Origin of the sequence: Amycolatopsis sp. NBC_01286 (assembly GCF_035982555.1) — a bacterium.
GTDB lineage: Bacteria > Actinomycetota > Actinomycetes > Mycobacteriales > Pseudonocardiaceae > Amycolatopsis.
The window spans coordinates 3,004,879-3,016,977 of sequence record NZ_CP108428.1; the positions used below are offsets into that span (position 1 = coordinate 3,004,879).

The window sequence follows — 12,099 nt, forward strand, 5'->3', positions numbered from 1 at the left end:
GTGGGTCCGCCCGGGGTCTCAGTGCTCCACGCCCGCACTGACCGCGATGTCCTCGGTGAGCTTCGACGCCGTGTCCGCCAAGGCTTCCAGCGCGTCGGCGATCCGGTCGACGCCCAGCGACGGCGCGGTCTTGCCCGACGCCGCGACCTGCTCGGGGCTGAACGGCACGTGCGCAAAACCGCCGCGCACGTCCGGGAAGTCCGTGGCCAGCAGGTGCATCAGGCCGTAGAAGACCTGGTTGCAGACGTACGTCCCGGCCGTGTGGGACACCGCCGCCGGGACGCCCGCCGCGCGGATCGCCGCGACGCAGGCCTTCACCGGGAGCGTCGTGAAGTACGCCGCCGGGCCGCCTTCGACGACCGGGACGTCAACCGGCTGGGCACCGGCGTTGTCCGGGATGCGGGCGTCGACGAGGTTGATCGCGACACGCTCCGGCGTCACCTCGGCCCGGCCGCCCGCCTGCCCAACACAAACCACCAGCTCCGGCTGGTGCTCGGCCAGAGCCCGCCGCAACGCGGGCAGCGACGCCGCGAACTCGACCGGCAGCTCGACGGCGGCGACGTCGTCCCGCCGCGCCCCGACGAGCGACACCGCCTGCCACGACGGGTTCACCGGCTCGCCGCCGAACGGCGCGAACCCCGTCATCAGCACCCTGGCCATGGTTCCCTCCCCGAAGTCCGTGAATGCCACATCGAGAGACACTACGTCCCTCGATGTGGCATTCACGGACTTGAAGCTCAGGCGGCGGGCTTGAGGCCGCCCGGGTAGAGGTACTGGTCGGCCGGCTTGCCGGTGCCGTAGATCCACGCGTCGAAGAAGCCCTTGAGGTTCTTGTGCGCGACGCTTTCGGTGTAGCGCTGGAAGTCCTGCATGCTCGCGTTGCCGCCCCGGTGCAGCGACGGCCAGGTCTTGAGCACCCGGTCGAACGCGCTCTGCCCGATGTAGTTGCGCAGCGCGTGCAGCATGACCGGGCCCTTCGAGTACACGTACGTGAACTCGTTGCCGGCGCCCATGTCGTAGAGCTTGCCGTTCCAGAACGCCGTCGACGCCTTCTTGACGTCGTCCGCGTACTGCTTGTTGAGGTCGACGCCGTTCTTGGCCTCGTCCCAGAGCCACTCGGCGTAGGAGGCGAAGCACTCGTTCATGCAGACGTCACGCCAGTGGTCGACGGCCACCGAGTCGCCGTACCACTGGTGGGCGTTCTCGTGGACGATCGTCGGGACCGTGCCGGCCCAGCCCGCGGAGTAGATCGGCCGGCTCATCGTCTCCAGCGAGAAGCCGATCTGCTCGTTGAGGAAGATGCCGCCCGCGGCGTCGATCGGGTACTTGCCGAACTTCGACTCGAGGAAGTCGAGGATCTCCGGCAGCTTCGCCTCGGCCTGCTTCGTCGAGTCGGGCGTGCCCGGGGCGAACGCGCTGATGATCGGCGTGCCGTCCTTGCGCTTCTGCTTGTCGAACGTCCACTTGTCGATCGCGACCGTCGTCATGTACGGCACGATCGGCGTTTCCTCGGCCCAGACGTGCGTCGTGCCGCCGGGGGCCGGGAAGGTGGCGCGCTCGCGGCCGTTGGAGATCACGCCCCACTCGTCGGGCACGGTGATCGCGAGGTGGAACGTGGCCTTGTCGAGCGGGGTGTCGTTGACCGGGTACCAGGTGGTCGCCGACTTCGGCTCACCGGCGACGAACGCGCCGCCCGCTTGGGCGTACTGCCAGCCGTTGTCGCCCAGCGACGGGTCGCTGATCGCCGCGGGGACCCCGTGGTAGCCGATCTTGACGTCGAAGTCCTGGCCGCGCCGCAGGGGCCGCGACGGCGTGATCGTCAGCTCGTGGTCGCCACTGCGGCCGAACTTCGCGTCCCGCCCGTCGACCCGGACGTTGTCGACGGTCAGCCCGCGCAGGTCCAGGTTGAACGAGCTGAGTGCCTGCGTCGCCCGCGCGGTGATGTCCTGCAGCCCGATGAGCTGGTGCGACGCCGTGTCGTAGGTGACCTTCAGGTTGTAGTCGGCGACGTCGTAGCCGCCGTTGCCGTCCTGGGGGTAGTAGCTGTCCCCGGCGCCGTCGCTGCCCGGCTTCGCGGCGCCCCAGTCGTTCCCGGCGGCGGCGACGCCCGAGCTCAGGCAGATGCCGGTGAGCAGGGCCGCCGCGAGCACGACCGGTTTCTTGCCCCTCATGAACGCTCCTGTCCGTCTGGGGTGCACGTGAACCCGCAACGTAGCGCCACGGCTGTGTACCAGGCCGGGTCGAAGTCGTATTTGTCCGGAAAATCAACCCTTCCGTCGGTGCCGCTCCGGGCATCCGCCCCCGGCCCTCAGCGAGGGTCTGGAAAGCTGGGTGCATGCGCGTTGCGCTGCTGGGCCCGCTGCGGGCAGCGGAGGACGACGGCACCCCGATCGACATCGGCGGCGCCCGCCTCCGCATGCTCTTGGCCAGGCTGGCGCTGGACGCCGGCCGGGCCGTTCCGGCCGACGCGCTGATCGACGGCCTGTGGGGTGCCGAGCCGCCCGCCGACGCGCCGAACGCCCTCCAGTCGCTGGTCTCGCGGCTGCGGAAGGCCCTGCCGGTGGCGATCGAGTCCGGCCCCGGCGGCTACCGGCTCGCCGTCGCCCGGGAGGACGTCGACGCGGAGCGCTTCGAACGGCTGGCCGCCGACGGCCGGCGTGAGCTCGCCGCCGGCCGGGCCGCCCGCGCGGCCGAGCTGCTCGCCGAGGCGCTCGCGCTGTGGCAGGGCGGCGCGCTCGCCGACGTCCTCGACGCGCCGTTCGCGCAAGCTCCGGCCCGGCGGCTCACCGACCTGCGCGCGGAGGCGGCCGAAGACCGCTTCGACGCGCTCATCCGCTTGGGCGAGCACACCGCCGTCCTGCCCGACCTGGCCGCCGCGGCCGAGGCCGACCCGCTGCGTGAACGGCTCGCCGGCCTGCTGATCCGCGCGCTCTGCGCCGCCGGGCGGCAGTCCGAGGCGCTGACCGTCTACTCCAGCCTGCGCCGCACGCTGGCCGACCAGCTCGGCGTCGACCCGTCGGCCGAGCTGCAGGAGATCCAGCTGGCCGCGCTGCGGGGCGAGTTCGCACCGCCGTCCCCGGTGGCCGACCGGCTGCCGACGCGGCTGACGACGTTCATCGGCCGCGACGACGAGCTCAAGCTGCTGGCCGAGCTGCTCGGCGGGAACCGGCTGGTCACCCTGACCGGGCCGGGCGGCGCCGGCAAGACCCGGCTGGCCACCGAAACGGCGTCCCGGCACCCGGTGCACCAGCAGGGGCGGGTCTGGTTCGCCGCGCTGGCCGGCGTCCGCGACCCCGACGACGTCGAGGCCGCGCTGCTGGGCGCGCTGGGCGTCCGCGACATGCGCAGCACCGAGACCGACGTCCGCCGGCGCCCGGCGGACCCGCTCGAGCAGGCCGTCGAGGTGCTCGGGGGCGCGGACGCGCTGCTGGTGCTGGACAACTGCGAGCACGTCGTCGACGCCGCCGCGCGGCTGGCGGACGACCTGCTGCACCGCGCGCCGCGGTTGCGGATCCTGGCCACCAGCCGCGAACCGCTGGCGATCACCGGGGAGGCGCTCTGCCCGCTGGGGCCGTTGCCGGTGCCGGCGGAACGCGCCGCGCCCGCCGAAGCCGCCGAGCTGGACTCGACGCGGCTGTTCCTCGACCGGGCGGCCGCGGTCCGCCCCGACTTCGTCCTCGACCGGTCCACTGTGGACCACGTCGGCGAGATCTGCCGCCGGCTCGACGGCATGCCGCTGGCCCTGGAGCTGGCCGCGGCGCGGCTGCGGTCGATGACGGTCGCGCAGATCGCCGGTCGGCTCGGCGACCGGTTCCGGCTGCTCACCTCGGGCAGCCGCACGGCGTTGCCGCGTCAGCGCACGCTGCGCGCGGTCGTCGAGTGGAGCTGGGACCTGCTGACCGACGCCGAGCGGGTGCTGGCCCGGCGGCTCTCGGTGTTCACCGGCGGCGCCGAGCTGGAGACGGTCGAAGCCGTCTGCGCGGACGAGCCGCTGCTCGCGGCCGACGTCCCGTACGTGCTCGGCAGCCTGGTCGAGAAGTCCATTGTGGACACTGTGCCGGGGGATCTCGGCGAGCCGCGTTACCGGATGCTGGAGACGCTGCGGGCCTACGCGACCGAGCGCCTGGCGGAGTCGGGCGAGCTGGACGCGACGCGACGCGCGATGGCGAAGTACTACACCGAACTGGCGGCCCGGCTGGAGCCGGTGCTGCGCACCCGTGAACAGCTGCCGGCGATCGCCCGGTACGAGGCCGAGAACGCCAACATGATCACGGCGCTGCGTGGCGCGCTCGAGATGTCCGATGTGGACAACGCGATCGGCCTGCTGGACGGGATGTTCTGGTACCTCACCATTCTCGGGCAGAGCGGCCGGTTCGGCGGGCTGGTCCGCGAGACGCTCGCCTTCGGCGACCGGTTGCCCGCCGTCGTCGCCGCGGCCTACAAGGCGATCCTGTACCTGATGGACATGGTCCCGATGCGCACCGACGACTCGGACACCCTGCCGGTGGTCGACGAATGCGTCCGCACCGGCGCGATGGACCGCTACGCCGGGCTCTCGGTGGCCCTGCCGATGCTGGCCTTCCTCGGCGGCGACCGCGACGTCGCGCTGCGCGAGGTGCGCCGGTCGGAGCGGAGCGCGGACGCGTGGACCCGCGCCGGCGGGCACTGGGTGGAGAGCTTCGTGCTCGACGACGAGGGGGACGTCGAGGGTGCGGACCGGGCGCGCGACCTGGCTTACGCCGGCTTCGTCGAGGTCGGCGACCGCTGGGGCATCGCGATGACGCTGAGCTTCAAGGCGTACGCGCTTTCGCAGGCGGGCGAGAGCGCGAAGGCCATCGAGACCTACCAGCAGGGCCTGGCGATGTCGATGGAGCTGCGTTCGCACGAGGACGCCGTCCAGCACTGGTGGCGGCTGGCCGTGGAGCGGGCCCGGGCCGGCGACATCGAAGGTGCCTGGCGCGACCAGGAGGCGGCCGAGCGCTACGGCGCGAGCGTCACGAACCCGCAGCAGAAGATCGTCCTGATGTTCGGCCGGCTGGAGCTGCTGGTGCGCACGGACCGGCTGACCGAGGCCCGGGTGCAGCTCGACCGCATCGCGGAGCTGGCGCGGGACGAGGCGTTCCCCGGCGGGATGGGCGAAGAGTGGGTCTGCGCGGCCGAAGCGCGGCTGAGCCTCGCCACCGGCCGCGCCGACGAGGCGGAGGCCCCCGCCGCCTCGGCGATCCGGTCCACCTACCGCCGCGGCGACATGCCGGACCTGGCCGGGGCGGTCGAGCTGCTGGCGCTGATCCGCGCCCGGCAGGGCCGCCTCGACGTGGCGGTCCGGGCGCTCGCGGCGTCCGCCGTCATCCGCGGCCGGCTCGACCTGGGCAGTCCCGAGCTGCGGGAGCTTCGCGTCGAGCTGAACGACGAGCTGCCGGACTACGAAGCGCGGTACGAGCAGGCCCGGGCGATGTCCAAAGAGGACACGATCACCTGGGTGCTGGCGGAGCTGGACGCCGTCAAAAGCTGAAGGGGACGCTCGCCCCCGCGAACGTCCCCTTCAGCTACTGGCGTGGGTCACCCCCGTGCACCCGCGCCCTCAGACCCGCCGGCGGTAGGCCCAGGTGGCCAGCGGGAAGAACACGATGACTGCGCCTGCCATCCAGGCCAGGGCCCCGGCCAGCGGACCGGCGACGGCGCCGCCGTTCATCAGGCCGCGCAACGCGTTGGCCATCAGGCTCACCGGGCTGATGTCCGCCCACGCCTTCAGCCAGCCCGGCATGGTGGCCGTGCTGACGAACACGTTGCTGCCGAACGTCAGCGGCATGATGAAGACGAACATCAGCGCCTGCGCCGCGCCCGGCGACTTCATGATCATGCCGACGAACACCGAGCCCCAGCAGAAGCAGAGCCCGAACGCCAGCGCCAGCAGGATCGCCACGGCGAACTCGCCGGGGCTGGTCGCGATCCGGTAGCCCATGATCGTCGCGACGACCATCAGCACGACCAGGCAGACCACGTACCGCACGATGTCCGCCAGCACCGCCCCGATCAGGGGTGCCGACCGGGCGATCGGCATGCTGCGGAACCGGTCGAACACGCCCTTGGTGATGTCGGTGTTGAGGTTCGTGCCGACGGTGAGACAGGCCTGCAGGATGTTCATCACCATGATGCCCGGCACGACCATCTGCAGGTACGCGTCGGTCGATCCGGACAGCGCGCCGCCGAACAGGTAGACGAACATGACCAGGAAGATGATCGGCATCAGCGTGACGTCGGCCAGCTGCTCCGGGTTCTTGCGGATCTTCAGCACGCCGCGCCACGCCAGGGAAAGCGCGTGCTGGAAGCCCTTTCCCGGGCTGATGTGCCGCGGCGGGGCCGGGCGGTCGAGTGCCAAGGTCGTCATGCCAGGCTCCCTTCGAGGTCGCGGGTGTCCTTCTTGGGTTCGTCGGCGGCGTGCCCGGTCAGCGCGAGGAACACCTCGTCGAGGCTGGGCAGCCGCAGCGCCAGCTCGTCCGCGGTGATCCCGGCCTCGTCGAGCTTGCGGACCAACGTGGACAGCAGCACCGGGTCGCTGACCGGCGCGGTGAGCAGCCCGGAGGCGTCGTCCCGGGTGGGCCGGACGCCGCTGAGGTCGCCGAGGATCCGGTTGACGGCGTCCATGTCGGACAGCTGGGTCGGGCGCACCTGCAGCGTCTGCCCGCCGACGCGGCGCTTCAGCTCGTCGGCCCGGCCGTCGGCGACGACGCGGCCGTGGTCGAACACGGTGATCTTGTCGGCCAGCTGGTCGGCCTCCTCCAGGTACTGCGTGGTCAGCAGCACCGTCGCGCCGTCGGCGACGAGGTTGCGGACGACGTCCCAGACCTCGTTGCGGGCGTGCGGGTCGAGCCCGGTGGTCGGTTCGTCGAGGTAGAGCACCTCGGGGCCGCCGACGAGGCTGGCGGCCAGGTCGATCCGGCGTCGCATGCCGCCCGAGAACGTCCGGATCGCCCGCTTGGCCGCGCCGGTCAGCTCGAACCGCTCGATCAGCTCGGTGGCGCGCTTGCGGGCCTGGGCCCGGGGCAGGCCGTACAGCCGGCCGATGAGCATCAGGTTCTCGATGCCGTTGAGGTCCTCGTCGACCGACGCGTACTGCCCGGTCAGCCCGATCAGGCTGCGGACCCGGACCGGGTCGGAAACCACGTCGTAGCCCCCGACCGTTGCTCTCCCGGAGTCGGGTTTCATCAACGTCGCCAGAATGCGGATCGCGGTCGTCTTGCCCGCGCCGTTCGGCCCGAGCACCCCCACCACCTGGCCGTAGGGGACCTCGAGGTCCACCCCGTCCAGCGCCTTGGTTTCCCCGAAATGCTTGACCAGGCCTTCGGCCTGGATCGCGTGCGACATGGGCGTCCTCCTTCGCTGGTCGCTGTGAGGACCACAGTGGACGTCCGGGCTGGCAGGCCGCGCACAGCGCGCTGACAGCGGCTGTCCGGCGCTGGCAGCGCCGGTGGAGATGTTGTGGAGGTGTGGTCGCCGCCCGGGCCGTCCGGCGGCGACCTCGGCATACTCGGCTGCATGGTGACAACGGAAGAGACGCGGGTGCGGCGGAAGAACCCGCTGGTCACGGCCCTGCTGGTGGTACCGGTGGTGCCGCTGGCGGTGCTGGTCGTGCTGCGCCTGGTCGGCTTCGACGGCGACTGGTACGTCCTGGTCGCGCTGTCGTTGACGCCGTACGCGGTGCTGTACGGCGTGCTGGCCGGCGGCCTGGCGCTGGCGTGCCGCCGCTGGTGGGTCGGCGGGGTCGCGCTGGTGCTGGCGATCGTGCTGGCCGTCCTGGTCGTGCCGCGGGTGTCGGCGAGCGATCAACGCGACGTGCACGGCAGGACACTGCGCGTGCTCTCCTCGAACCTGCTCTACGGCCAGGCGGACCCGAAAGCCGTCGTCGACCTGGTGCGCGCGCAGCGGATCGACGTGCTGAACCTGGTCGAGATGACGCCCCGCGTGGTCGACGGCCTGACCGCGGCCGGGCTGTTCCAGACCCTGCCGTACCGCGTCCTGCACCCCGCGCCCGGCGCGTTCGGCTCGGGGATCGTGTCGCGGTTCCCCCTGACGGAGGTCAACCTGACGGGTGATTCCGCGGCCAAGCAGCCGGGCGCCCAGGCCGATCTCGGCGACGGCGTGGTGGTGGAGATCGTCGCCGTCCACCCGATCTCCCCGGACGTCGACACCCCGCAGTGGGAGCGCGAGACGAAGGACCTCTCCCGCGCGGCGGGCGAGCACGGCCTCCGGATCCTCGCGGGCGACTTCAACGCGACCCTGGACCACGCGGCGTTCCGCACGGTGCTGTCCCGCGGCTACAACGACGCGGCCGAGCAGCACGGCTCGGGGCTGACGCCGACGTGGCCGTCGTCGCTGCCACTGGTGACGATCGACCACGTCGTGGTGGACAACCGCGCGGCGGTCCGGGACTACGGCGTGTTCGACGTCCCGGGCAGCGACCACCGCGCGGTCTTCGCCGAGGTGCAACTGCCGTGAGCACGCCCGTCGTGAGTGTTTAGGGCGGTTAGAACCGCCCTAAACACTCACGAGCTGTTCGAGCGTCTCCAGCGCACCGGCCGCGATGGACACGCCGCGGCCGTGGCGGATCTGGGGTTCGCGCGGGTTGATGCGGATCAACGCGCCCGTCGCGGCGCTGGCGAGTTCGCTGTAGCGGCGGACCGTCGGGACCGCCTGGCCCGCGCCCAGCTCCACCACCACGAGGTCGCGCGCCGTGCGGCGCCACGTCGTCAGCTCGTCGAGCTGGGCCTGGCTGCGGTCCGGCACCCATTCGTAGTCGCCGAACATCAGGATGTTGGGGCGGGCCAAGCCGCCGCAGCGCGGGCACGACGGCAGCGGCGGCAGCGCGCGCATCGTCTCGGTGTCGACGGGCACGTCGACGTCGGCCGGCCAGATCTCCGTGGTGCAGCCGGACAGGCACTGCAGGTGGTGGATCGAGCCGTGCGCTTCGGCGACGTGTTCGAAACCCGCCTTCTGGAACTGGCCGTCCACATTGGACGTGAAGACGCGGACGCCGCCGGCCGGCCGGAGTTCGCGCAGCAGGCCGAAACCGCGGTGGGGCACCGTCTTGCGGTACAGGTCCAGCCGGTGGCCGTAGAACCCCCAGGCCAGCTCGGGGTCCTCGGCGAAGTGGCGCGGATCGGCGATCTCCTCGAACCGCAGGCCGAGCCGCGCGTACGACGGGTACGCGCGCCAGAACCCTTCGCCGCCCCGGAAGTCCGGCAGCCCGGAGTCGACGCCCATCCCGGCGCCGGCGCAGATCAGGAGCGCGCCGGCGCCGTCGAGCAGCTCCGCGGCGCGGGCGAGGTCACTCACCCGGCTGCGAGCCGAGGACGACCTCGAACTCCAGCAGGCTGGCACCGCTCGACACGGGCTTGGCCCGCTCCCCGGAGTGCGCGGCCGCGGCGGCGCCACCGGTCGCCCAGGCCTGGTAGGCCTCCTCCGTCTCCCACTTCGTGTAGACGAAGTACCGCGTCTCGCCGGAAACCGGCCGCAGCAGCTCGAAGCCGAGGAAGCCGGGCTGCTGGTCGACGGCGTGCAGCCGCGCACCGAACCGCTTCTCCAGCTCGGCGCCGGAACCTTCGGGAACCTCGATCGCGTTGATCTTCACAACACTCATGACCCCAGCCTACTGACGCCGTGTCGACCCTCCAATCACGTGTGATGACCGTTCAATCACACGAGATGTCTCCCCAATCACGGGTGTGACCCGTCCGAGCACAGGCTCCGGGGCATCTCGCGTGATTAGAGAGACATCACACGTGATTGGGGGGTCGACTCACGTGATTGGAGGGTCGACACGCGGGGCCGGTCAGCTGCGTAGGGAGCCGGGGAAGAGGTCGGCGTCCGCGGGTAGTGCTGTGCCGTGGAACCAGTCGGTGAAGAAGGCGTGGAGGTCTTGGCCCGCGATGCTGCCGGCCATGTTCTCGAAGTCCGCCCACGTTGCGTTTGCGTGGCGGTAGCGGGCCGGCCACTCGTGCAGGAGGCGGTCGAACGCCGGGTCGCCGATCTTGCGGCGCAGCGCGTGCAGAGCGAGGATGCCCTTGTCGTAGACGCCTTCGAACTCGTGGCCGGCACCCATGCCGACCAGCTTGCGGCTCCAGAAGTCGGTGCTGCCGCGGGTCAGCTCGATCGCCGCGCGGTAGCGGTCGTCGAGGTTCTGGCCCTCGCGCTCGCCCCACAGCCACTGCGCGTACGACGCGAAGCACTCGTTCAGGCAGGCGTCGGACCAGTCGGCCACCGACACCGAGTCGCCGAACCACTGGTGGGCGTTCTCGTGCACCAGCGTCAGCAGCTCGGCCCACTTCGCGTACGTCGGCCGGGTCTGCGTCTCCAGCGAGAAGTGGATGTCCTCGTTCAGGTAGATCCCGCCGGCCGCCGACTGCGGGTACGGCCCGAACTTGCCGGTCAGGAAGGTGAGGATCTCGGGCAGCCGGTCGCCGGTCGCGCGGTGGGCCTCGGCGCCGGGCGCGTACGCGGAGACGACCGGGGTGCCGTCCGGCAGCGTCGAGCGGTCGACGCTGAACTTGCCGATCGCGACGGTCGTGAGGTAGCTCGCCACCGGGTTCGTCTCGGTCCACGTCGTCGTGGTCTTGCCGCCGGCGTGGACCGGCGGCAGCTCACGGCCGTTGGAGATCACCGTCCAGCCGTCCGGGACGTGCGCGGTGAGCGTGAAAGTGGCCTTGTCGCGCGGGGTCTCGTTGACCGGGTACCAGAACGCCGCCGAGTGCGGCTCGCCGACCATGAACGCGCCGCCGTCGGCCGAGTGCTGCCAGCCGTTCTCGCTGCCGCCGCCGTGCGGGGTCTTCGCCGGGTCACCGCCGTAGCGGACGCGCGTGCGGAACGTCGTCCCGGCGCGGATCGGCGCCGCCGGCGTGACGACCAGTTCGTACGCCTTCTCCCGGCTGAACTTCACCGGCTGCCCGTCGACCTCGACGCCGGCGACGTCGAGCCCGCGCAGGTCGAGGTCGAACCGGCTGAGGTCCTGGGTCGCCTTGGCCGTGACGGTCGTGTCGCCGTCGAGCCGGCCGCTCGGCGGGTCGTAGCTCGCGTCGACGTCGTAGTGCAGGGCGTCGTAACCGCCGTTGCCGTCGTCCGGGTAATACGGATCACCGGCGCCGGCCGCTCCGGGCACCGGGTGCATGGGCGGCGGTGGCGGCGGCGCCGGGAGGGCGTCGCCGCTGCAGGCCGCGGCGGAGATCACCACACTGCAGAGGGCGAGGGCGGTGAGTCGGCGGCGCATGCGACCCAGCCTAGGTCATCGTGCGCGACCACTCGGTCACGTTCCGCACCTGCGGATCTGTGGTTAGGTGGCCGCGTGCTCTGTTTCGGCGGCAGCGGCGTGCCGATCGTTCTGCTCCACGGCCTGATGGGCCGGGCGCGGACGTGGCGGCGGGTCGCGGAGTGGCTCCGGCCCTACGGCGCGGTCTACGGTCTCGACGCGCGCGGTCACGGCAGCGCGCCGCGGGTCGGGCCGTGGACGACCGAGCGGTTCGCCGCCGACGTCGCCGGCGCGCTGCGCACCCTCGACGCCGGCCCGGCGGTGCTCATCGGCCACTCGATGGGCGGCCTGCACGCGTGGGCGACGGCCGCGCGGTACCCGGAGCTGGTGCGCGCGGTGGTGTCCGAGGACTTCGCGCCGGACCAGCGCGGCCGGACGGTCGAGACCTGGCGTGGCTACTTCGAGAGCTGGCCGGTGCCGTTCGAGTCGCTCGACCACGTCCGGGAGTTCTTCGGCGACGCGGGCGAGTACTTCACCGACTGCGTCGAGGAGCGTCCCGACGGCTACCACCTGGTCGCCGACCTCGAAGACCTCTACGTCATCGCCGCCGAATGGGGCCGCGTCGACTACTGGTCCACTGTGGACGGAATCCGCTGCCCGTTGCTGGTAGTCGAGGGCGAGCACACGGCCATGCCGCCGGGCCAGCAGGCGCTGGTCGCCGCCCGGGTGCCGGGCGCGAAACACCTGGTCGTCCCCGGTTCGGCCCACCTGCCCCACGACGAGGCCCCGGAGACCTACCGGGGCGCCGTCGAGGCCTTCCTGTCCCAAATCTTGAACCGTTAAAGCGGCACTTTCACGTG

10 protein-coding genes are annotated in these 12,099 nt (G+C 71.8%); 3 read left to right on the forward strand and 7 right to left on the reverse strand.

Going from position 1 to position 12,099, the window contains the following annotated elements:
- Window positions 1-18: 18 nt before the first annotated feature.
- Complete coding sequence (pcp, locus tag OG570_RS14660) at window positions 19-660, reverse strand: pyroglutamyl-peptidase I (protein ID WP_326956949.1); 642 nt, start codon at window positions 658-660, stop codon at window positions 19-21.
- A 77-nt stretch (window positions 661-737) separates the two neighbouring features.
- The gene (locus OG570_RS14665; RefSeq protein WP_326956950.1) at window positions 738-2,171 is read right to left on the reverse strand and encodes a M1 family metallopeptidase; all 1,434 of its coding nucleotides are present in this window, start codon (window positions 2,169-2,171) and stop codon (window positions 738-740) included.
- A 164-nt stretch (window positions 2,172-2,335) separates the two neighbouring features.
- Here OG570_RS14665 and OG570_RS14670 point away from each other — a divergent pair, with 164 nt between their 5' ends.
- Entirely contained in the window at window positions 2,336-5,512 is a 3,177-nt protein-coding gene (locus tag OG570_RS14670) for a BTAD domain-containing putative transcriptional regulator (protein ID WP_326956952.1), read from the forward strand.
- A gap of 69 nt (window positions 5,513-5,581) precedes the next feature.
- Here OG570_RS14670 and OG570_RS14675 read toward each other — a convergent pair whose 3' ends face one another.
- Together OG570_RS14675 and OG570_RS14680 are read right to left on the reverse strand one after the other, a co-directional pair.
- A complete protein-coding gene (locus OG570_RS14675) occupies window positions 5,582-6,388 on the reverse strand; it encodes an ABC transporter permease (protein WP_326944912.1) in 807 nt (268 codons plus the stop codon).
- On the reverse strand, window positions 6,385-7,365 hold the full coding sequence (locus OG570_RS14680; RefSeq protein WP_247058780.1) for an ATP-binding cassette domain-containing protein: 981 nt from the start codon (window positions 7,363-7,365) through the stop codon (window positions 6,385-6,387). Before OG570_RS14680 ends, OG570_RS14675 begins: the two co-directional genes overlap by 4 nt.
- Before the next feature lie 171 nt (window positions 7,366-7,536).
- On the opposite strand from OG570_RS14680, the gene OG570_RS14685 reads away from it, so the two are divergent.
- Window positions 7,537-8,496, forward strand: coding sequence for an endonuclease/exonuclease/phosphatase family protein (locus tag OG570_RS14685; RefSeq protein ID WP_326956954.1), 960 nt, complete (start codon window positions 7,537-7,539; stop codon window positions 8,494-8,496).
- Window positions 8,497-8,535: 39 nt separating this feature from the next.
- Here the strand turns inward: OG570_RS14685 and OG570_RS14690 are convergent, their stop codons facing one another.
- From OG570_RS14690 to OG570_RS14700, 3 genes are all read right to left on the reverse strand, one after another.
- Window positions 8,536-9,333: an SIR2 family NAD-dependent protein deacylase gene (locus tag OG570_RS14690; RefSeq protein WP_326956956.1), complete on the reverse strand. Its 798-nt coding sequence runs from the start codon at window positions 9,331-9,333 to the stop codon at window positions 8,536-8,538.
- Window positions 9,326-9,637 (reverse strand): antibiotic biosynthesis monooxygenase family protein, encoded by a 312-nt coding sequence (locus tag OG570_RS14695; protein WP_326944909.1) that lies wholly within the window; start codon window positions 9,635-9,637, stop codon window positions 9,326-9,328. Before OG570_RS14695 ends, OG570_RS14690 begins: the two co-directional genes overlap by 8 nt.
- Window positions 9,638-9,829: 192 nt before the next feature.
- Window positions 9,830-11,260, reverse strand: coding sequence for a M1 family metallopeptidase (locus OG570_RS14700; protein ID WP_326956958.1), 1,431 nt, complete (start codon window positions 11,258-11,260; stop codon window positions 9,830-9,832).
- 75 nt (window positions 11,261-11,335) lie between these two features.
- On the opposite strand from OG570_RS14700, the gene OG570_RS14705 reads away from it, so the two are divergent.
- Window positions 11,336-12,082 carry an alpha/beta fold hydrolase gene (locus tag OG570_RS14705; protein ID WP_326956960.1) on the forward strand — a complete coding sequence of 249 codons (747 nt, stop codon included), beginning with the start codon at window positions 11,336-11,338 and terminating at the stop codon, window positions 12,080-12,082.
- Window positions 12,083-12,099: the final 17 nt, after the last annotated feature.

What these genes read in the sequence shown, in the direction of transcription:
- OG570_RS14695 (WP_326944909.1), bottom strand. Translation starts at nt 9,637, where the DNA reads ATGAGTGTTGTGAAGATCAACGCGATCGAGGTTCCCGAAGGTTCCGGC.
- OG570_RS14700 (WP_326956958.1), bottom strand. Translation starts at nt 11,260, where the DNA reads ATGCGCCGCCGACTCACCGCCCTCGCCCTCTGCAGTGTGGTGATCTCC.
- OG570_RS14670 (WP_326956952.1), top strand. Translation starts at nt 2,336, where the DNA reads ATGCGCGTTGCGCTGCTGGGCCCGCTGCGGGCAGCGGAGGACGACGGC.
- OG570_RS14680 (WP_247058780.1), bottom strand. Translation starts at nt 7,365, where the DNA reads ATGTCGCACGCGATCCAGGCCGAAGGCCTGGTCAAGCATTTCGGGGAA.
- OG570_RS14675 (WP_326944912.1), bottom strand. Translation starts at nt 6,388, where the DNA reads ATGACGACCTTGGCACTCGACCGCCCGGCCCCGCCGCGGCACATCAGC.
- OG570_RS14665 (WP_326956950.1), bottom strand. Translation starts at nt 2,171, where the DNA reads ATGAGGGGCAAGAAACCGGTCGTGCTCGCGGCGGCCCTGCTCACCGGC.
- pcp (WP_326956949.1), bottom strand. Translation starts at nt 660, where the DNA reads ATGGCCAGGGTGCTGATGACGGGGTTCGCGCCGTTCGGCGGCGAGCCG.
- OG570_RS14685 (WP_326956954.1), top strand. Translation starts at nt 7,537, where the DNA reads ATGGTGACAACGGAAGAGACGCGGGTGCGGCGGAAGAACCCGCTGGTC.